The sequence below is a fragment of the Streptomyces sp. AA4 genome (assembly GCF_000158875.1).
In the GTDB taxonomy this organism is placed as follows: domain Bacteria; phylum Actinomycetota; class Actinomycetes; order Mycobacteriales; family Pseudonocardiaceae; genus Amycolatopsis.
The window spans coordinates 4,553,617-4,572,219 of the sequence record NZ_GG657746.1 but is presented as its reverse complement, the minus strand read 5'-3'; the positions used below and the strand labels follow the sequence as shown (position 1 = coordinate 4,572,219).

Annotated in this window: 19 protein-coding genes and 1 pseudogene; 11 read left to right on the top strand and 9 right to left on the bottom strand. The window is 71.4% G+C overall.

Annotated elements, in window-relative coordinates; translation table 11 throughout:
- From SSMG_RS21020 to SSMG_RS21010, 3 genes and pseudogenes are all read left to right on the top strand, one after another.
- Positions 1–1,082 (top strand): annotated as a pseudogene (locus SSMG_RS21020) (hypothetical protein); the annotation flags it as partial.
- Between the two features lie 7 nt (positions 1,083–1,089).
- Complete coding sequence (locus SSMG_RS43640; RefSeq protein ID WP_009079233.1) at positions 1,090–1,575, top strand: type VII secretion target; 486 nt, start codon at positions 1,090–1,092, stop codon at positions 1,573–1,575.
- A 125-nt stretch (positions 1,576–1,700) separates the two neighbouring features.
- Positions 1,701–2,273 (top strand): YbaB/EbfC family nucleoid-associated protein, encoded by a 573-nt coding sequence (locus tag SSMG_RS21010; RefSeq protein WP_009079232.1) that lies wholly within the window; start codon positions 1,701–1,703, stop codon positions 2,271–2,273.
- A 242-nt stretch (positions 2,274–2,515) separates the two neighbouring features.
- On the opposite strand, the gene SSMG_RS21005 is transcribed toward SSMG_RS21010, so the two are convergent.
- Positions 2,516–2,857, bottom strand: a complete 342-nt coding sequence (locus tag SSMG_RS21005; protein WP_009079230.1) for an MmcQ/YjbR family DNA-binding protein — start codon at positions 2,855–2,857, stop codon at positions 2,516–2,518.
- Between the two features lie 89 nt (positions 2,858–2,946).
- Here SSMG_RS21005 and ligD point away from each other — a divergent pair, with 89 nt between their 5' ends.
- Entirely contained in the window at positions 2,947–3,936 is a 990-nt protein-coding gene (ligD, locus tag SSMG_RS21000; protein ID WP_009079228.1) for a non-homologous end-joining DNA ligase, read from the top strand.
- Positions 3,937–3,948: 12 nt separating this feature from the next.
- Here ligD and SSMG_RS20995 read toward each other — a convergent pair whose 3' ends face one another.
- Positions 3,949–4,524 carry a TetR/AcrR family transcriptional regulator gene (locus tag SSMG_RS20995; RefSeq protein WP_037714365.1) on the bottom strand — a complete coding sequence of 192 codons (576 nt, stop codon included), beginning with the start codon at positions 4,522–4,524 and terminating at the stop codon, positions 3,949–3,951.
- A 147-nt stretch (positions 4,525–4,671) separates the two neighbouring features.
- On the opposite strand from SSMG_RS20995, the gene SSMG_RS20990 reads away from it, so the two are divergent.
- Positions 4,672–5,574 (top strand): hypothetical protein, encoded by a 903-nt coding sequence (locus SSMG_RS20990; RefSeq protein ID WP_009079225.1) that lies wholly within the window; start codon positions 4,672–4,674, stop codon positions 5,572–5,574.
- A 14-nt stretch (positions 5,575–5,588) separates the two neighbouring features.
- Positions 5,589–6,458: an LLM class flavin-dependent oxidoreductase gene (locus SSMG_RS20985; RefSeq protein ID WP_037714363.1), complete on the top strand. Its 870-nt coding sequence runs from the start codon at positions 5,589–5,591 to the stop codon at positions 6,456–6,458.
- 8 nt (positions 6,459–6,466) lie between these two features.
- Here the strand turns inward: SSMG_RS20985 and SSMG_RS20980 are convergent, their stop codons facing one another.
- Entirely contained in the window at positions 6,467–6,979 is a 513-nt protein-coding gene (locus SSMG_RS20980) for a DinB family protein (protein WP_037717632.1), read from the bottom strand.
- Positions 6,980–7,167: 188 nt separating this feature from the next.
- On the opposite strand from SSMG_RS20980, the gene SSMG_RS20975 reads away from it, so the two are divergent.
- The gene (locus tag SSMG_RS20975) at positions 7,168–8,463 is read left to right on the top strand and encodes an MFS transporter (protein WP_286156967.1); all 1,296 of its coding nucleotides are present in this window, start codon (positions 7,168–7,170) and stop codon (positions 8,461–8,463) included.
- Here the strand turns inward: SSMG_RS20975 and SSMG_RS20970 are convergent.
- Positions 8,450–9,640, bottom strand: coding sequence for an SGNH/GDSL hydrolase family protein (locus SSMG_RS20970; RefSeq protein ID WP_009079218.1), 1,191 nt, complete (start codon positions 9,638–9,640; stop codon positions 8,450–8,452). The genes SSMG_RS20975 and SSMG_RS20970 overlap by 14 nt on opposite strands.
- A gap of 138 nt (positions 9,641–9,778) precedes the next feature.
- Between SSMG_RS20970 and SSMG_RS20965 the strand changes: the two genes are divergently transcribed.
- Positions 9,779–11,329 (top strand): protease pro-enzyme activation domain-containing protein, encoded by a 1,551-nt coding sequence (locus SSMG_RS20965; protein ID WP_037714361.1) that lies wholly within the window; start codon positions 9,779–9,781, stop codon positions 11,327–11,329.
- Positions 11,330–11,729: 400 nt separating this feature from the next.
- On the opposite strand, the gene SSMG_RS20960 is transcribed toward SSMG_RS20965, so the two are convergent.
- From SSMG_RS20960 to SSMG_RS20950, 3 genes are all read right to left on the bottom strand, one after another.
- Positions 11,730–12,143: a VOC family protein gene (locus SSMG_RS20960; RefSeq protein ID WP_009079215.1), complete on the bottom strand. Its 414-nt coding sequence runs from the start codon at positions 12,141–12,143 to the stop codon at positions 11,730–11,732.
- Positions 12,144–12,243: 100 nt separating this feature from the next.
- The gene (locus tag SSMG_RS20955; protein ID WP_037714359.1) at positions 12,244–13,029 is read right to left on the bottom strand and encodes a SigB/SigF/SigG family RNA polymerase sigma factor; all 786 of its coding nucleotides are present in this window, start codon (positions 13,027–13,029) and stop codon (positions 12,244–12,246) included.
- Positions 13,026–13,478: an ATP-binding protein gene (locus tag SSMG_RS20950; protein WP_050788238.1), complete on the bottom strand. Its 453-nt coding sequence runs from the start codon at positions 13,476–13,478 to the stop codon at positions 13,026–13,028. Before SSMG_RS20950 ends, SSMG_RS20955 begins: the two co-directional genes overlap by 4 nt.
- Positions 13,479–13,664: 186 nt before the next feature.
- Here SSMG_RS20950 and SSMG_RS20945 point away from each other — a divergent pair, with 186 nt between their 5' ends.
- Positions 13,665–14,210, top strand: a complete 546-nt coding sequence (locus SSMG_RS20945; RefSeq protein WP_009079209.1) for a bifunctional nuclease family protein — start codon at positions 13,665–13,667, stop codon at positions 14,208–14,210.
- A gap of 61 nt (positions 14,211–14,271) precedes the next feature.
- Here the strand turns inward: SSMG_RS20945 and SSMG_RS20940 are convergent, their stop codons facing one another.
- Positions 14,272–14,664 carry an STAS domain-containing protein gene (locus SSMG_RS20940; protein WP_199785947.1) on the bottom strand — a complete coding sequence of 131 codons (393 nt, stop codon included), beginning with the start codon at positions 14,662–14,664 and terminating at the stop codon, positions 14,272–14,274.
- Positions 14,665–15,931: 1,267 nt separating this feature from the next.
- Positions 15,932–16,759, bottom strand: a complete 828-nt coding sequence (locus SSMG_RS20935) for an LLM class flavin-dependent oxidoreductase (RefSeq protein ID WP_037714356.1) — start codon at positions 16,757–16,759, stop codon at positions 15,932–15,934.
- A gap of 133 nt (positions 16,760–16,892) precedes the next feature.
- On the opposite strand from SSMG_RS20935, the gene SSMG_RS20930 reads away from it, so the two are divergent.
- Both SSMG_RS20930 and SSMG_RS20925 read left to right on the top strand, forming a co-directional pair.
- Positions 16,893–17,393, top strand: a complete 501-nt coding sequence (locus SSMG_RS20930) for a PadR family transcriptional regulator (RefSeq protein WP_037714354.1) — start codon at positions 16,893–16,895, stop codon at positions 17,391–17,393.
- Positions 17,394–17,412: 19 nt separating this feature from the next.
- On the top strand, positions 17,413–18,603 hold the full coding sequence (locus tag SSMG_RS20925; RefSeq protein WP_009079201.1) for a cytochrome P450: 1,191 nt from the start codon (positions 17,413–17,415) through the stop codon (positions 18,601–18,603).

Genomic DNA, 18,603 nt, shown 5'->3' with positions numbered 1-18,603 from the left:
GCAAGCCGATCGGGCCGCCCGGGACCACGGTCGGCCCGAACGGCCAGCTCGTCGGGCCGGACGGGCGTCCGCTCGGCCCCGACGGCAAGCCGATCGGCCCGCCGGGGACGACCGTGGGCCCGGACGGGCAGCCGATCGGTCCCGACGGACGGCCGATCGGACCGGACGGAAAGCCCTACGGACCGGGCGGCAGCGGCGGACCGGGCAGCGTCCCCGGCGGTCCCGGCGGGCAGCACCCCGACCGCAAGTTCGACCCGGCGTCGCTGAAGATCCCGGAGGGCGGCCCCGGCGGCGGTCCGGGCGGCGGCGGTCCCGGCGGTTCGTTCCCGACCGTTCCGGGGCCGAACGACCCGGGCTCGACGAGGGCACAGGGCTTCACCCCGCCGAACCTCCCGCCCATTCCGGGCGGCGGCAATCCCGGCGGCACGAACTTCACCCCGCCGAACATCCCGCCGATCCCCGGCGGCGGCAATCCCGGCGGCGGCGGTCCGAACTTCACCCCGCCGCCCATCCCGAACATCCCCACCGGCAGGGACGGCGACCCGTACAAGCCGAACCCGTACAAGCCGCAGCCGTTCAAGCCCTCGATCCCCGAGGGCCCCGGCGGGATCAAGCCGTTCGAGCCGAAACCGTTCACCCCCGGCAAGATCGGCCCGGACGGCAAGCCGCTGTTCCCGGGCGGCGGCACCGGGCCGAGCGGGGAGAAGCTCGGCGGCATCGGCAAGCTCGGCGGCGTCAACGGCGAGAGCATCAGCAGCAGGCTCGGCGGCGGCGGTGCGGGCGGCCTCGGCGGCGCCAAGGGCGGCCCGGGCTCCGGCGGCGCGTTCAGCGGCGCGGGCGGCTCCGGCCCGGCCGAGGAAGGCGTGGCCGGACGCGGCGGGTCGGGCGCGGGCGGCGCGAAGGGGGCCGCGGGCGCTCCCGGCATGGGAGCCATGGGCGGCGGCAAGGGCGGCAAGGGCCCGGAGGACAAGGAACACAAGGTCGCGAGCTTCGTCGAGGCGGACGATCCGTCGTTCTTCGCGCCGGACGAGGTCGTCGCCCCGCCGGTGATCGGCGACTGGAAGAACAAGGACTGGAAGTGAGGCGGCGATGAGCGGAAGCGCGCAGGGGTTCCGCGTAGAACCCGACGACCTCGTGGCGCACGCGAGCCACCTGGACGGCCTGGTGGACCGCCTGAACACCGCGGTGCAGGCGGCCGACTACGCCATGTCCGACGACGCGTACGGGCTGCTGTGCGCGTTCCTCCCGCCGATCATCAACCCGACCGGGGAGAAAGCGAAGGAAGCGATCGGCGGGGCGATCGAGGGCGTCCAGGCGACCGCGGACAACGTGCGGACCGCCGCGAAGTCCTACCAGGAGGGCGACGAGGGCCAGTCGAAGCCGTTCAGGAAGGTGGCGACCGAAGGTCCGCTCAGCGCGGAAAGCGGCGCGGAACTGAAGGACCGGTTCCGGGTCGGCGGCGTGCGGACTCCGGCCGGGCAGAACCTGCCGTCCGGCCGGGACGCCGTGCCCGCGGAAGCCCGGTACGACAGCGCGGAGCCCTTGCGCCCGAAGGAACGGGCCGACGAGACGTAGCGAGGAGCCGCCCTCGCGGCGCGGCGGCGGGCGGGTACCGTCGGAGGAACGACGGTGCCGGTCGCGGCGAGGACTGGACCCGCCCGCAGCGGCGCGGGCGACGGGATTCGAGGAGAACGAAAAGCATGACCAGCGCGGGTGGGCTGGGCGACCTGATCAGGGACCCCGACGACGCAATCCGGCGAATGGACGAATGGGCGGCCGGGTTCGCCCGCAAGGCGGAGCGCTACGCGGCGGCCCAGCAGGAAACCGAGCGGCTGCGGCTGACCGCGACGAGCCCGGACGGGACCGTCAAGGTCACCGTCGGGGCCGACGGGGTCGTGTCCGACCTGGTGTTCAGTTCCCGCACGCGCACCGTCCCGCCGGAGGAGCTCTCCCGGATGGTGCTCGAGACGATGCGCAAGGCGCAGTCGGGCATCACCGCCCGCGTGGCCGAGGTGATGGGCCGCAGCCTCGGCGACGAGGACCCGGACACCCGCGCCGTCATGCTCGATTCGCTCCGCACCCGCTTCCCGGACCCCGACCCGGACCCGGCCGAACAGCAGGACAGCGCGGAAGAAACGCCGGAGCCGCCCGCGTCGCCGCCCCCGGCGAGCGGTGCGCCTCGTCCGCCCGCGCCCGGCGGACCCGCTTCGCCGCCGCAGGGCCGCCGTCCGGGCGGGATCGATCCGGACGAGCAGGACAACAACCCCTGGTGACTCTTGTGGTGCGCCCCGGCCTTCCCGGCCGGGGCGCACTGTCGTTTGTGGACTGTCCAGCGTGGACTCATGCGCGCGGGCTCGGTCCGATGTGGACTCCGTTCAGGAACGTTCCCACCGCCAGCACCCCGAACGCCGCCAGCACCTGCCCCGATCGCCGCGACCCCGGGGACCCCCTTCTCCGGAACCCGAAGAAGAAGATCGCCGGAACCGGCCGGGTCGTGACCCGATATGCCGGATTGTCAGAGCTGGGGGAGCGGAACCTCGGCCGCCAGGTCCTCCGGGGCCGACAGCCGCCACGCCTCGTAGACGAGTTCGGCCAGTTCGTCGGCCTCGATGCCGCTCAGCCGCACCACCACCCAGCCGAATCCGCCGGAGGTGAACTGTTCCTCGAAGACGTCCGGCCGTTCCGCGACGAGTGCCTGCTGCTCCGCGATGGTCTGCTTGAGCCCGACCGTGTCCGTGCGCGGCCAGTGGTAGCCGAAGCGCTTGCCGTGCACGCTGAACGACGTGTAGTCGCGGCCGCTGCCGCGTTCGACGTCGCGCAGCTTGCGGATGATCCGTTCGAAATCCTTGCTCGGCACCGGTCCTGGCCCCCTCCGTCGTGGACCCGGCCATCTTACGGCGGCGGATCCGGCGGGTTCGGCTTACGGTGGTGCGCGGAGGTGCCCGAATGTCCGAAGTGGCCGGCGGCATGCCGCCCGCGATCGAGCCGATGCTGGCCTCGCCCGACGGCGGCAGGCTGCGCGACGACCCGGCGTACGCGTATGAGTTCAAATGGGACGGTTACCGGGCGACCATGCGCGTCGCGCCGGACGGGAGCACGCTGCTGACCAGCCGCAACGACAACGACTTCACCGCCAGATTCCCGCAGCTGGCCGGCGCGCTCGGCGACGCGCTCGGGGGCCGCCCGGCGGTGCTGGACGGCGAGATCGTCGCCCTCGACGAGCACGGCCGTCCCGACTTCGGGCTCCTGCAGAACCGCACCTGGAAAGCGGTCGCGTACTTCGCCTTCGACCTCCTCAGCCTGGGCGGCGTGAGCCTGCTCGACGCGCCGTACGAGGAACGCCGCGGGCTGCTCGCCGAGATCGAGCCGCCGGACCGGCAGCTGGTCGCGATCACGCCCTGGTACCGGCACAGCGACCTCGCCGAAGACGGCATGACCCCGGCCGGGCTGCTCGACGTCGCGCGGACGATGATGCTCGAAGGCTTGATGGTGAAGGCCCGTACGTCGCGGTACCACCCGGGACGGCGCAGTCCGGAATGGCTCAAACACCCGCTCGTGCAGACGACCGAGGTCGTGCTCGGCGGCTGGCGGGCCGGCCAGGGCCGCCGCGAGGGCACGATCGGCGCGCTGCTGCTCGGCGCGCACGACCCGGAGTCGGGGGAGCTGCGGTATCTGGGCGACGTCGGCACCGGCTTCACCGACGCGATGCTCAAGGACCTTCAGGCACAGCTGGTTCCCTTGGAGCGCAAGACAAGCCCGTTCGCCGACCAGGTCCCGCGAGACCGGGCGCGCGGCGCGCACTGGCTGAACCCGGAGGTGGTCGGCGAGGTCGTGTACCGCCGCCTCACACCGGGTGACGGCCGCCTGCGGCACACGGCTTGGCGCGGGCTGCGCCCGGAACGGCGTCCGGACGAAGTCACCGTTCCGGCGCGGTAAAACGCTCCCGGATCAGTCGGCCACCCGGAGCCCGGTGATCAGCAGCCGGGCCAGGCGGCGCGCGTCGTAGCTGTCGTCGGCTTCCGCGCCGATGCACAGGTTCCCGACGCCGCGCATCAGGTGGATGGCCTCCAGGTCGACGTGGATTTCCCCGGCCTCGGCGGCGGCGTTGAGCAGCTGGGCGCACACCGGGACCAGCCGCTCGAGGAAGTACGCGTGCAGCGCCTCGAAGCCGCTGTGGTCGGACTGCATGATCCCGGCCAAGCCGTGCTTCGTGACCAGGAAGTCGACGAACAGGTCGATCCACTGCGCGAGCGCGGCGTGCGGGGAAGCGTTGTCCGCCAGCAGCTTCGGGCCCGCGTCGGCGCACGCTTCGACCTGGTGCCGGTACACCGCGATGATCAGGTCCGCGCGGGTGGGGAAGTGCCGGTAGATCGTGCCCACGCCGACGCCCGCCCTGGTCGCGATGTCGCGCACCGGCGCGTCCACCCCGGACGCGACGAACACCGCCGCCGCCGCGTCGAGCAGGGTCTTCTCGTTGCGCCGGGCGTCCGCCCGCTTGGTGCGGGACCCCGCGTTTTCACCCACGTGCCACTCCCTCCGCGTGCCGCCGGTAGACAAGCGGAACAACGTTCCGTATAGTTACCGGAGCAACGTTCCGTTTGCTCATGATGCCAGACCGGGCCGTCGGCCACCACACCCTCGCGCGCCCGGACGGCGAAAGAAGGTACTCCCATGTCTGCAGTACAGCCCGCGGCTGCGGTCGTCTCGGTCCAGCCGGTGCGGCTCGACGCGCCGGGCCGCGGCGAGGACCTGCCGGTCCGCGTGTCCGCCCCGGCGACCGGCCGGGACCTGCCGGTGATCGTGTTCTCCCACGGGTTCAGCCAGTCCCTCGACGGGTACCGCCCGCTCGCCGACTACTGGGCCGCGCACGGATTCGTTGTCGTGCAACCGACTCATCTCGATGCGCGGACCCGCGCGCTGCCCGCGGAAGACCCGCGCACGCCGGACATCTGGCGGTTGCGGGTCGAGGATCTGCGGCACGTCATCGACCGGCTCGACGCTGTCGAAGCGGCTTTGCCCGGGCTGAGCGGCCGAGTCGACCACAACCGGCTCGCCGTCTCGGGGCACTCCTGGGGCGCGCAGTCGGCGAGCATGCTGCTCGGCGCGCGCGTCGTCGAGGCGGACGGAAGCGTCGGCGAGGATCTCTCCGATCCGCGGGTGTCCGCCGGGGTGCTGTTCGCGATTCCCGGCATCGGCGGCGCGGACCTGTCGCCGTTCGCTGCCGAGAATTTCCCGTTCATGAGCCCGAATTTCGATGAGTTGAAGGCGCCCGCGCTGTTCGTCGCGGGGGACCAGGACAATTCGATGCTGTCCGTGCGCGGCCCGGACTGGTTCACCGACGCGTACCGGCTCAGCCCGGGGGAGAAGAGCCTGCTGACGCTCTTCGGCGCGGAACATTCGCTCGGCGGGCTCACCGGATACGACGCCAAGGAAACCACCGACGAAAGCCCGGAACGCGTCGCGCTGCAGCAGCGGCTCACCACGGCGTATCTCCGCAGTGCGCTCATTCCCGGCGACGACAGCTGGGCGGGCATCGAGGACAGCCCGCTCGGCCGCGTCGAATCGCACGGGTGAAAGGACTTCCCGCGATGACCACGCAACCGCGATTCGGCATCATGACCGCGCCGATGCAGACCAGCTACGCGGCGCTGCACCAAGTCTGGCGCGAGGCGGACGCGATCCCGGAGATCGAGCACGCCTGGCTGTTCGACCATCTCCTGCCGATCGCCGGAGAACCGGACGGGCCGATTTTCGAAGGCTGGACGCTGCTTTCCGCTCTCGCCGCGCAAACCGAACGGCTCCGGCTCGGGCTTTTGGTGACCAGCAACCGTTTCCGTCCGCCGGCGATGCTGGCGAAGATCGCCGCGACCGTCGACGTCGTCTCCGGCGGACGGCTCGATTTCGGGCTCGGCGTCGGCTCCCGGCCGAGTCACCCGCTGGCTCGCCGGGAGTACGAAGCGCACGGCCTGCCGTACCTGGAAACCGCCGACGCGGTGGACCGGTTCGCCGAAGCGTGCACTGTGATCCGGAAGCTGTGGACGGAGGACAAGCCGTTCGATTTCGCGGGGAAGCACGTCCGGCTCGCCGGCGCGTTCGGCAATCCGAAGCCGGTGCAGCGCCCGCATCCGCCGTTCGTCCTCGGCGGCCGGTCCCGCGCGACGCTGCGGGTGGTCGCCGAGCACGCCGACGTCTGGAACATTCCCGGCGGGGACCTCGCGGACGTCGTCGAGCGCGGCGCGATGCTGGACGAGTACTGCGCGGACCTCGGCCGCGACCCGGCGGAGATCGCGCGGTCGATCCACCTGCCGGTGTCCTACGACCAGCCCGCGCTCACGCGGACGGCGATCGGGGAGGCGCTGGAAGCCGGGTTCGGCCATGTGGTGCTGGGGCTTCCCGCGCCGTATCCGGCCGGGGTCGCGCGGTGGGTCGCGGACGAGCTGATCGCCAAGGCCGGGTAAGGGTTTCGTCAGCGGGCGGCGCGCTGGAGGCGGAGCTGCCCGATCTCCGCGACGTTCTTCATCAGCTCCGCGTTCGCCCACGCGAGCAAGTGCCCGATCGGCTGCCGGGGATCGTCTTCCGGCAGAACCGGGACGGCGGAAGCCAAGTCCGCGTCGGTGAGCCGGTCGAGCGCGGCAAGCCATTCCGCGCGCAAGCCGCGGAGCCAGGCGACAGCCGGTTCGCCGGGACCCGGCCACGCGGGGTTCCGCGGTTCCCGCCCGCGGAGCTGGTCGATCGCGCCGCTCCACCACCAGCCGAGGTGCCAGCTCAGCCAGCCGATCGTCGGTGCCGGAACCGGATCGGGCTCGCGGTCGGCCCAGTCCGGCGTCCAGGTTCCGTCTTCGGCGCGGTGCATCGTCCAGCACCGCGCGGCGGGCGCCCAGCCGAAATCGCCGGGTTCGAGACGCTCCAGGTGGTACTCGAACAGCGACCAGGCGAGGTCGAACTGCCAGCGCAGCAGAGACAGGGAGGAATCGGGCACCGGCCGACCTTCGCACACCGGACCGGCCCGGGGAACCGAGTTTCCGCGCGGCCGCCCGCCGTCGGTGCCGCCCGCGGTCGCGGACTCGACGCCGCCGGACGGGCGAAGCCCCCGCCTTCCGGTGGTCGACCGGGAGGGAGCCGTCGTGCCAAGATGACGCGCCTGAACGAGAAGGGGGCTCGGCAGTGGTGCTTGAGCAGGAAGCGAACCCGGCGGGGCGGATCCGGCGGGTGGCGCTCGCCAGCGCGATCGGGACGACGATCGAGTGGTACGACTACTTCGCCTACAGCACGGCGACCGCGCTGGTCTTCAACAAGTTGTTCTTCCCGTCGCTGTCCCCGGCGTCCGGCACGCTCGCCGCGTTCGCGACGCTCGGCGTCGGGTTCGTCGCGCGCCCGCTGGGCGGGATCGTCTGGGGCCACTTCGGCGACCGCGTGGGCCGCAAGGCGATGCTGGTCGCCTCGCTGGTGCTGATGGGGCTCGCGACCGCGGGCGTCGGGATGCTGCCGACGTACCACCAGGCCGGCGTCATCGCGCCGGTGCTGCTCGTCGTTCTCCGGGTGCTGCAAGGGATTTCGGCGGGCGGCGAATGGGGCGGGGCGGCGTTGATGGCCGTCGAGCACGCGCCGGCGGGCAAACGCGGCCGGTACGGCTCCTTCTCGCAGATCGGCGTCCCGGCCGGACTGATCCTGGCGCAGCTGGTGTTCTTCCTGGTGAACAGCTCGCTGTCGCCGGACGATTTCCGGTCGTGGGGCTGGCGGATCCCGTTCCTGGTCAGCCTCGTGCTGGTGGGGGTCGGGCTGGTGATCCGGTTGCGCGTGGAGGAAAGCCCGGTCTTCGCGAAGCTGCGCAGCACCGGCGCGCGCAGCAAGCTGCCGATCGTGGAGGTGCTGCGCGCGCGGCCGAAGCAGGTGCTCGCGGCGGCGGTCAGCTTCATCGCGAACACCGCGCTCGGCTACATCTTCTTCGCTTACCTGCTGTCGTACGGCACCGCGGTGCTCAAGCTGTCCAGCACGACGATGCTGGTCGTGGTGATCGTCGGCAGCGCCGTGTGGCTGGTCAGCATCGTCGCGGCGGCGATCTGGTCGGACTCGGTCGGGCGGAAACCGGTCTATCTCGCCGGTTCCGTGCTGCTGGTCGTGTGGTCGATCCCGTTCTTCCTGCTCGTGGACACCGCGCGGCCGTGGCTGCTGATCGTCGCGGTGGTGGTGCTCAACATCGGTCTCGGCGCGACGTACGGCCCGCAGTCGGCGCTGTTCTCGGAACTGTTCGAATCCCGGTACCGCTACAGCGGATCGTCCTTCGCCTACGCCGTGGGCGCGGTGCTGGGCGGCGGGTTCGCCCCGCTGATCGCGGCCTCGCTGCAGAAATCGACCGGGACGTCGTTGTCGGTCTCGCTCTACATGGTGGGCGTCGGCGTGCTCAGCCTGCTGGCCGTGCTGGCGTTCCCGCGCAAGCCGCTCGTGCCGGTCACAGCAGAGTGAGCGGCACCGCGTCGGCCATTCGCTGGTACCCGGCGTCGTTCGGGTGCAGGTGGTCGCCGGAGTCGTAGGCGGGGAGCATCGCGAGCGGATCGGCGGGATCGCGGACGGCGGCGTCGAAGTCGACCACTCCGTCGTAGATCCCGCTGGTCCGGATGAAAGCGTTCACCGCCTGGCGGGTCTGCTCGAGCGTCGGGTCGTAAACCTTCCAGCCCTTGAACGGCGTCAACGTGCCGCCGATGACGCGGATGCCCCGCGCCTTGGCCTGCGCGACGATCTGCCGCAGCGCGGAGACGAGCATCGCCGGATCGGTCTGGTGCGGGTTCTGCTGGATGTCGTTGATGCCCTCGAGCACGATCAGCGTGCGGACGTCGCCGCTGGTCAGCACGTCGTCGGCGAGCCGGGCGAGCGCGTTGCGCCCCGCGGTGCCGCCGTCGAGCAGCAGCCGGTTGCCGCTGATGCCGGCGTTGAGCACGCCGAGCTGCCCGTGCAGCCGGTCGCTCAGCTTGTCCGGCCAACGCCGGTTCGCGCCGGGCGTGGAGGCCGCGCCGTCGGTGATCGAATCGCCGAGCGTCACCACGGTTCCGCGTGCCGGTCCGCGGACGTCGACTTCGCTGACGTAGTGCCACACCGCGGTTTTTTCGGTGAACGACGCGCCGGATTCCTCGTTCGCGAAATCGCCGGCGCGGGTGAAGAACGACGTCTGCTGCGCGAGCGGATGGTAGGTGACCGGGCCGGACGGCGTCGGCACGTACGTGGTCACGAGGAGGTCCGCGTCGGCTGGAACGCGCAGCCACGCCGGGTCGCTCAGCACCTCGGCCCCGGGCGGAACGACCACAGTGGACTGTCCGCCGAAGGTCAGCGTGCGCATCGTGCCGCTCGCCGCGCGCGGACCGTCGGCGGCGACGGCGAGCGTGACGTGGCCGAAGGTGAGCGGTGCGGTGCCGAAGGCGTTGGAAAGCCTTACCCTGGCCTGATTTCCGCCCGCGCTGGTGTGCACGACGTTGCGGATCGAGTAGTTCGGATACCCCTGCGGCGTGTTCGCCACCGCGGCCGCGGGCGCCGCCGCCCACGTGCCGGCCCAGCCGTGCGCGGCCAGGTCGCCCTCGGCACTGCCCGACGCGGCGAGCGCACCGAGCGTGAGCACGGCAGCCGTGCCCAGAGTCAGGATCCGTTTCATGAAGACACTGTGCTCGCGCCCGCGCGGCACGGCATCCGCGGTCCCAGCCAGCGGGTCGACAGAAAACCGGACAGATTTTGCCTCCGGACGGGGGATGCGGCGGTGGTGGACCCGCCGGAAGGGGTTCACCATAGCGTGATGACTGATTCACAATGGGTATCGCTGTCCGGAAGCACCCGTTCCGCGCTGACCGACGCCGAGGTGCTCGGCCCGCTCGACGCGGACGCCACCGTCACCGCGACCGTCGTGCTGCGGCGGCGCGCCGAACTGGACGTGGCCGCGCTGAGCGAGCCGCTCGCCCCGGAGGATTTCGCCGACCGCTACGGGGCCGCCGCCGACGATCTCGATCTGGTGCGCACGGTCCTCACCGACGCCGGGCTCACCGTCACCGGCACGCACGCCGGATCGCGCCGCGTCGCGGTCCGGGGCTCGGCCAGGGCGATGACGGCCGTGTTCAAGACCGAACTGAACCTGGTCCGCCGCGGCGACTCCGGCGAATTCGCCGCGCGCAGCGGGGAACTGGAAGTGCCCGCCTCGCTCGCGGACGTCGTGGTCGCCGTGCTCGGCCTCGACGAACGGCCGCAGGCGCGGGCGATGTTCCGGCTGCACAAGAAAGCCGCCGGAAAGGGCTATTCGCCGGATCAGGTCGGGCAGCTGTACGGGTTCCCGGCCGACGCCGACGGCACCGGGCAGACCGTCGCGGTGATCGAACTCGGCGGCGGGTACAAACCGGAGGACCTCAAGAAGTACTTCGCCGGCTTGAAGATCGCCGAACCGAAGGTGACCGCGACCGGGGTCGACGGCGGCAAGAACGCGCCGACCGGCGACCCGAATTCGGCCGATGGCGAAGTGGCGCTGGACATCGAGGTGATCGGAGCGCTCGCGCCGGGAGCCGCGCAGGTCGTCTACTTCGCGCCGAACACCGACCAGGGCTTCCTGGACGCGGTGAGCACCGCGGTGCACGCGACGCCGACCCCGGTCGCGGTCAGCATCAGCTGGGGCCAGTCCGAGGACCAGTGGACGCCGCAGGCCCGCACCGCGATGGACCAGGCGTTCGCTGACGCGGCCGCTCTCGGGGTGACGGTGTGCTGCGCCTCCGGCGACAACGGCAGCGCCGACGGGCAGACCGACGGCGCGCAGCACGTCGATTTCCCCGCGTCGAGCCCGCACGCGCTCGCCTGCGGCGGCACAAAGCTTGACGGAACCCCACCGTCCACAGTGAACTCCGAAACGGTGTGGAACACCTCCGGCGGCGGAGCGACCGGCGGCGGCGTGAGCGACGCGTTCCCGGTGCCGGACTACCAGCAGGCCGCCGGTGTGCCCACCCGGTCCGGGGACGGCAAACCCGGCCGCGGCGTCCCGGACGTCGCGGGCAACGCGGACCCGGCGACCGGATACCAGGTCCTGGTCGACGGAAAGCAGATCGTCGTCGGCGGCACGAGCGCGGTTTCGCCGCTGTGGTCGGCGTTGCTGGCCAGGCTGGCGCAATCGGCCGGACGCGGATTCGGGCCGGTGCACAGCAAGCTGTACGCCGGGGTCGGCGCGGGCAAGGCGCAGCCGGGATTCCGCGACATCACCGAGGGGAGCAACGGCGCGTACTCAGCCGCGGCGGGCTGGGACGCGTGCACCGGGCTCGGTGCGCCCGACGGGGCGGCGCTGCGGAAGCTTCTCGGGGGTAAAGCGTCCTGAATGGACAGTCAGGAGGCGGTGTCGAACTCCTGCCGGATCCGCGCGCAGGCAGAGGCAACGGATTCAAAACCCGTCCGGCACGAGTTCGCTTCCAGCCGCCGGCAGTATTGGTTGTTGACACGTCCGCGCTCGCAACCTTTCGCCCCGCTCGTTCGCAGAGAACGGCGGAGCGAAAGGCGGGAGCGGACGGACGCGCGGAAAGATCGTGCCGGGCGGCGTGGAAGGACCGCGACCACCGCAGCGACCAGTACGGCAACGAGATGCCGAACTCGGTGTTCTTCGCCCCGGGCGGCATCGCGTTCCACACCGGGCCGCTCGACCGTCCGGCGCACGGCTGCCTCCACCTTCGACCGGCTACCGGTGGGGGCCGAGGTCGAGGTGGACAGCTGACAGGAACAGCTCAGCCCGGCTGGCCGATGTTGACCATCCAGGAGATGCCGAACCGGTCGGTGCACGCCCCGAATTCGTCGCCCCACATCTGCTTTTCGAGCGGAACCGCGACTGTTCCGCCGTCGGACAGCTTTTCCCAGCAGCGGCGCAGCAGGTCGCCGTCGTCGCCGCTGAGGCTGATCGAGATGTTCGTGCCCGGGTTGTGCTCCATCCCGGGCGGGACGTCCGACGCCATGAGCGTGAAGCCGTTGTCGCCTTCCAGCATCGCGTGCATGACGTGGTCCGCGTTGCCGGCCTCCGCGGGTGCGCCGGCCTCCCCGTAGGTGTTCAGCGCGAGGTTCCCGCCGAACAGTTCGTGGTAGTACTCCATCGCCTCGCGAGCGTTGCCCGCGAAGCTGATGTACGGGTTGAGTCTCGAAGCCATCGGACCCTCCTCAGTGCTGGACGGACTCGCATCGTCGCAGCTCTGAAGGGGTACGACAACGGGAGCGCGCCCGGTCGGGCGACCCCCGTCGCGGGTTTGCTCAGGGATCGCCGGTGAGCTTGTCGCGCAGCTGTTCGAGAGTCTGCGACAGCAGCCGGGACACGTGCATCTGCGAGATCCCGACCTGCTCGGCGATCTGGGTCTGCGTGAGGCCGCCGAAGAACCGCATCACGAGGATCGCGCGCTCCCGTTTGGGCAGTTCGCGCAGCAGCGGCTGCAGGGCCTCGTGGTTCTCGATGTGCTCGATCTCCGGGTCGTCGCTGCCGAGCGTGTCCGCCAGGAGCAGCGGTTCGGCGTCGTCGTGGACCGGCTTGTCCACCGACAGCGTCTGGTACGCGTGGCCCGCGACCAGGCCCTCGTGGACCTCGGAGAGTTCGAGGCCGAGGTGCTCGGCGAGCTCGGTGGGCGTCGGCGCGCGGCCGAGCGTCTGCGACAGGGTGGCCGAACCGCGGCTGAGCGACAGGTGCAGTTCCTTGAGCCGCCGCGGCACGCGGACCGACCAGCCGGTGTCGCGGAAGTACCGGCGGATCTCGCCCATGATCGTCGGCACGGCGAAGGACAGGAAGTCCGGGCCGCGGTCCGGGGTGAACCGGTCGATCGCGTTGATCAGGCCGATCCGGGCGACCTGGACGAGATCCTCGCGGGGTTCGCCGCGCCCGGTGAACCGGGTGGCGATGTGCTCGGCGACCGGGAGGAATTCGGTGACGAGCCGCTCGCGCAGCCGGGGCCGCCGGGGGTCGTCGGCGGGCAGGGCGGCGAGCTCCTCGAACAGCGGCGCGGTGTGCGCGTATTCGTCGCGGTGGCGGGTGACGGGCTGCTGGTTCACCCGCTCCCCTCCCGGTGCAGGTCGAGGTCGAGGGTCAGCGCGTAGCCGTCTTCGGCGGGATCCGGCACGGAGCGCGCCGACACGTTCGAGGCCAGGGTGGTCAGGACGTGCCAGCCGAAACTTCGCTCGCTCGGCGGCTCCGGCTGCTGGGTGCGGGTCTTGACGGTGAACCGGATCCCGTCGGGCGAAACGGTGAACTGGCAGGTCATCGCCGCCCCCGGGGCGGCCGTCGAGACAACCTGGGCGCACGCCTCGTCGACCGCCATCTTGGCGTCGGCGATCGCGTCGAGCCCGTAATCGGCCCGCGCGGCGACTGCCTGCGCGAGCATGCGGACAAGCGGGATCTGGTAAGTCTCCGCCGGAAGCCGCAGCTCGATCACCTCGTCGAGCAAACGGTCCACGGCTGGCATGCCGCCGCTGGCGCGGCCGCCGGGTCCCTCGTCGTTCATGGCTCCCGCATACCCAGGCGAGGCCCGATCGACACGTCCGGACGCGATTCTCGAGTGTGCGCCGCGGCACGTTCGCGGCGCCGCCCCGGTGAATCCCGCGTGAGGCGGACGGCGGTTTCGCGTGACAAACCGCCGGACGTTGGGTAGTCAGCAGGGAGAACCTTTCGGGAAGCGGGGTGACCCCTCATGGTGCAGGTGCGGGTGCAGGGGCTGGCTGTGGTGGCGCAGGAGTCGGCGCCGGTCGTGCTGCTGCGCGAGGAATCCGGCTCGCGCCGGTGGCTCGCCATCACCATCGGCGCGCCGGAAGCGCAGGAACTGGCCGCCGCGCAGGAACACGTCGTGTCCGCGAGGCCCGGGACGGTCGAGCTGATCATCGAGGTGCTGGCGGCGCTGGGCCAGCGCGTCGAACGGGTCGAGATCACCCAGCTGCTGGACAGCATCTTCCACGCGGACCTCGTCCTGTCCGGCGGCGTGCGCGTCTCGGCCCGCCCGAGCGACGCGATCGCGATCGGGCTGCGGACTCATGCCCCGCTGGAAGTCGCGGAAGCCGTGCTGGACGAGGCCGCCGTCGACGTGACGGTGGCCGCGGGCGACGAGACCGCCCTCGGGTCGGCGCTCGAGGCGGCCGGCGACCTGGAGGAACCGGCCGAGGCGGCCGAGGACGAGATCCGTCGTTTCCGGGACCTGCTGGACGACGTGAGCCCGGAGGATTTCCGCGACCCGGACGCCTGAGGGTCCCTTTCGTGGGGCTGGGTCCCCGGGTCCGAGCGTCGTTAGTGTCCCGAGTGGACGATCAGGGCTGCTCGGCGGGCCGGGGGAGCGGGATCTCGGTGAGCCCCTCGGCGGCGCCGGGCCGCACGCAGTCCAGCGGGAACAGCGCGAACAGCCGCCGGACCGTGGGCGCGGAACCCGGGTCGACGTAGAAGTCCTTGCCGGCTCCGGCGGCCAGCAGTTTCGACCGGATCAGGACGCGCAGTCCCGCGACGCCGAGGAAGGTCGTCTTGCGCAGGTCGACGATCACCAGGCCGACGGTGCTGCGCATCCGCGCCTCGACCACCTCGGCCAGCCGGGGCGCGGTCGCCAGGTCGACCTCCCCGGAAACCTCGACGACGGCGGTCCCCGGAGCGGGATGGCCGACGCGCAGCCGGAGCATCCCCGTCAGGTCCGGCGACGGGAGAACGGGCATTCGGGCACTGTGCGCGGAGGTCATCACGGCACTCTCTCTGAGCCGCGCGCAGGGCTGCGGCGGAATGCCGGACCGGCCGAACACCGGGCATCCCGGCGCGCGGGACGGATCACGGTGGCTGGAGGCTCAACCACACTCCACGGTAGCTCTCCCGAGCAGCCCAGGGAAGCCGCCGAAGGGGGACGGGTGAGATCCGGCCCTCTCGCGACGCTGAACGCGGATGGTTGTTGAACGATCAGGCAACCGCGGGGAGGAGGTTGTGGGTGCTGGGGAAACGTTGGCGGGAAAGAACAATCCGGCCGCGGCGGGGATTTCTTCGCTCTCGGATGGGGGAGATTCTCGCGCGCACGACCGTTGTGGAACTGGGTGAGGCGCTGATCGGATTTCGTCGCCGCGAATGACGACTTTCCCGCCCAGCGTGACTCGTGCGGAGCCTCGGCGGGGTGGAGATTGCCGCGGCGAATGAGGGCTTTCCCGCCCAGCGTGACTCGTGCGGAGGCGCGCCAGGGTGAAGACTGCCGCCGCAAACGAGGACTTTCCTGTCCAGCGCGTCCCGTGCGGAGCCCGCCAGCGTGGGACTGCTGCCGCGAGCAACCCGCACCGGGCTCGGCTAGTCCGGTTCCGGTCTCCGCACAGCCGTCCCGGACCGCACCAATCCTGCTGCTGCACGCAGACCGGCAACCGGCTCGGCCAGCACTTCTCGCACGTGGAGCATGCGTTGGCGCTGGCAGGCTGAGGCTGATGCGGCAGGCAACTCCACTGGCTCGGCTGGCTCTCCGGTGCGGCGGGGCAGCTGTCCTTCGGCAGCGTGGAGACCGGTGCCGCACGCGACTCCGCCAGTTCAGCGGGGCAGTTGTCCTTCGGCAGCGTGAAGGCTGCACGCGACTCCGCCGAGCTGGTTGGCTTGTCGACCCGTGAGGCACCCGTTCTCCAGCAGCGTGGACGCCGCGAACGACCAGCTCGGCTAGCCGTCGATGCATCGTGACCGCGCAGCTGCGCCGGGCAGCGGGGGTTCTCCTCCCGCACGCCATCCCGCATCGGCCCGCTATGCCTGATCCCGCATCGGTGCAGCCCGGCAGCGCGGAAGCCTGCTGCAAGCAGGCAACCTCAACTAGGCCAGCTGTCCCTTCCTCCCACCGCCACGCGGCCTGTTCTCCTCCACCAGCACGGAGCCCCCTCCGCACGCAAACCTGCAGCTCGTCCTATCCCTCCCTCCGAGGCGATCCGCCGCAGCACGGATTCGCCAGCAAACAAAGCCCTGCCCCGGCTAACCCCCGATCCGAGGCGGCCCAGCGTCCACGACCGTCAACGACAGCTCCAGCGGATCGAAGTGGATCAGCGATTCCATCCACCACGTCATCCCCGCCTCGGCGAGCGCCGCGAGATCCACCGTGCCCGGGTCTTCCCATGCCGGGCTCGCGTTCCCCGACACCGCGACCTCGTACGGGCGATCCGACGGCCGCACTCGAGCGACCAAGTCGGCCAACGCCGCGGGTGCCAACGGCTCTGGGCCAGGATTGGGGAAAATCCCATCGCTCCCCGCAGCACGGCGCAGAACCCGCGCATGCTGAGTCGTACTGGCTGTCCACACCGGAATCGGATACGGCTCCGGAGCCGCGGCCTCCAGGCTCACCCGATAGTGCGGCCCCTCGTGCCGCACCGCCTCCCCGGCCCACATCGCGCGCATGATCTGCAGCGCCTCGTCGGTCCGCGCCGACAGCTCAGCGGGCGAGGACGGATCCCCGAACCGGCTGAAGTCGCCCGATTCGTCGGAGCCGATGCCGGTTCCCAGGATCAACCGGCCGCGGGACAGGCGCGAAAGAGTCGCGGCTTGGCGGGCCAGAATCCACGGCCGGCGGCGGCTCGGCGGCGTGACCATCGGGCCCAGCAGCACCGTGCTGGTCGCCTGGGCGACGGCGGCCAGCGTGGTCCAGGTGTCGGCGATCGGCGGCATCGCGGGCGCCACGTGGTCCCACAGGAACACGCCGTCCCAGCCGGCGGCTTCGGCTCGGACCGCCAGGTCGACCAGGACGGCCGGATCGCCGAACGGGCCGAAAGGCGGCAGGTAAAGGCCGTAGCGAACGTGGTCGGTCATGCGGGATCCCCCTCCGGATCGGTCGAACAGCACCGTAGCGGGACGCACCGACGAAAACGGGCCGGAGATCTTCTCCCGGCATCGGCCGTTCGGACGTTGCCGGGTCACTGGACTCTAGGTTACGGTGACCTATATGTGGACCGACGTGCTCCTGCTCGCGAAGCTCGCCGAGCGGCCGTGGCACGGGTACGAACTGCGCAAGCAGATCGAGGAATCCAGCGGTCGCACGCTGTCGAACAACTCGCTCTACCCGGCACTCCGCCGGTTCGCCGAGGCAGGCGCGGTGACCCGTACCGCCGAGCCGCAGGAGGGGCGGCCGCCGCGGCACGTGTACACGATCACCGACGTCGGGCGCGAACTGCTGCACGACCTGCTCGCCGACCTGCCGCCGGAGCTGGCCGGGGACCCGGCCGAATTCCTGGCGCGGCTGGCCGGATTCGGCAGGCTCGCCCCGGAGGAACGGCTGCGCGTGCTGGACGCCCGCGAAGCCGCCGTCGCGGCGCAGCGGGACCGGCTGGCCAAGCTCGGCACCGGGCAGCCCGACCCGTGGAGCCGGCTCGTGCTGGCCGAGGTGCTGCGCCGCGCCGAGAACGAACTGGACTGGCTCGCGTCGTTGCGCACGCGGGCGGGCTGACCCCGAGGAAGGACCCCGCATGTCTACCACCGCCCAGCTGCCGTTCGCGAGGCCGAACGTCCTGGACATCGCGCCGCTGTACGAAGTGCTGCGCCGCGAAGGCCCGATCGTCCCGGTGACCACCCCGGCGGGCGACCCGGCCTGGCTCGTCACCGCGTACGACCAAGCGCGGGAAGTGTTCGCGGACCACCGGTTCGGCCGGTCCCACCCGCATCCCGAGGACGCCTCGACGGTCTCCGACGCCGCGGTGCTGAACGGCCCGCAGGGCGATTTCGAGACCGAGCAGCGGGAACACGCCCGGCTGCGCCGCCTGCTGGTCCCGGCGTTCTCGGCGAACCGGATGCGCCGCCTCGGCGGCCGGGTCCAGGAACTCGCCGACCGGTGCCTCGACGGGATGGAAGCCGCGGGCTCGCCGGCGAATCTGCACGAGCACCTGTCGTTTCCGTTGCCCGTGCTGGTGATCTGCGAACTGCTCGGCGTCCCGTACGAGGACCGCGAGAAGTTCCGCGCCCTGTCCGACCGCATCGGCGTGCTCGACAGCGGCGGCGACGCCGAGGCGGCGATGACCGAGTTCACCGCCTACATGTCCGGCCTCGCCGACGCGAAGCGCGCGAACCCGGGCCAGGACGTCGTGTCGGACCTGGTCGCCGCGCAGGCCGAGGACCCGACGTTCACCGACGACGACCTCGGCCGGCTCGCCGCCGGGCTGCTGTTCGCCGGCCACGAGACCACGTCCAACCGGATCGACCTCGGCGTCCTGTTCCTGCTCACCGACCTCGCCCGCCGCGACGCGCTGGCCGCCGACCCCGAAGGGCGCGTGCACGGCACCGTCGAGGAGATCCTGCGGATGTCCGCGCCGGGCGGGCTCGGGCTGCTCCGGTACGCGCACGAGGACGTGGAGATCGGCGGAGTCCGGATCTCGCGCGGCGACGCGGTGATGATCTCGACCGCTTCGGCCAACCGGGACCCGTCGGTGTTCGCGGACGCGGAGGAGTTCGACGCGGAGCGCAAACCCAACTCTCACATCGCTTTCGGGTACGGCGGGTATTTCTGCATTGGCGCGAGCCTGGCGCGTACGGAGTTGCGGGTGGTGTTCTCGACGTTGTTCCGGCGGTTCCCGAATCTCCGCCTGGCGGTGCCCGCGGACGAACTGGAGGTGCGGGCGAACCGGCTGACCGGCGGGGTTTCGCGGGTCCCAGTCGTCTGGTGA

Bases quoted from the DNA above. Each gene is read 5' to 3' on its own strand.
- SSMG_RS20935 (WP_037714356.1), bottom strand. From the start codon at position 16,759: ATGACCGACCACGTTCGCTACGGCCTTTACCTGCCGCCTTTCGGCCCG.
- SSMG_RS20965 (WP_037714361.1), top strand. From the start codon at position 9,779: ATGACTGATTCACAATGGGTATCGCTGTCCGGAAGCACCCGTTCCGCG.
- SSMG_RS20985 (WP_037714363.1), top strand. From the start codon at position 5,589: ATGACCACGCAACCGCGATTCGGCATCATGACCGCGCCGATGCAGACC.
- SSMG_RS20940 (WP_199785947.1), bottom strand. From the start codon at position 14,664: ATGCCCGTTCTCCCGTCGCCGGACCTGACGGGGATGCTCCGGCTGCGC.
- SSMG_RS43640 (WP_009079233.1), top strand. From the start codon at position 1,090: ATGAGCGGAAGCGCGCAGGGGTTCCGCGTAGAACCCGACGACCTCGTG.
- SSMG_RS20945 (WP_009079209.1), top strand. From the start codon at position 13,665: ATGGTGCAGGTGCGGGTGCAGGGGCTGGCTGTGGTGGCGCAGGAGTCG.
- SSMG_RS21010 (WP_009079232.1), top strand. From the start codon at position 1,701: ATGACCAGCGCGGGTGGGCTGGGCGACCTGATCAGGGACCCCGACGAC.
- SSMG_RS20960 (WP_009079215.1), bottom strand. From the start codon at position 12,143: ATGGCTTCGAGACTCAACCCGTACATCAGCTTCGCGGGCAACGCTCGC.
- SSMG_RS20970 (WP_009079218.1), bottom strand. From the start codon at position 9,640: ATGAAACGGATCCTGACTCTGGGCACGGCTGCCGTGCTCACGCTCGGT.
- SSMG_RS20925 (WP_009079201.1), top strand. From the start codon at position 17,413: ATGTCTACCACCGCCCAGCTGCCGTTCGCGAGGCCGAACGTCCTGGAC.
- SSMG_RS20950 (WP_050788238.1), bottom strand. From the start codon at position 13,478: ATGAACGACGAGGGACCCGGCGGCCGCGCCAGCGGCGGCATGCCAGCC.
- ligD (WP_009079228.1), top strand. From the start codon at position 2,947: ATGTCCGAAGTGGCCGGCGGCATGCCGCCCGCGATCGAGCCGATGCTG.
- SSMG_RS20990 (WP_009079225.1), top strand. From the start codon at position 4,672: ATGTCTGCAGTACAGCCCGCGGCTGCGGTCGTCTCGGTCCAGCCGGTG.
- SSMG_RS20930 (WP_037714354.1), top strand. From the start codon at position 16,893: ATGTGGACCGACGTGCTCCTGCTCGCGAAGCTCGCCGAGCGGCCGTGG.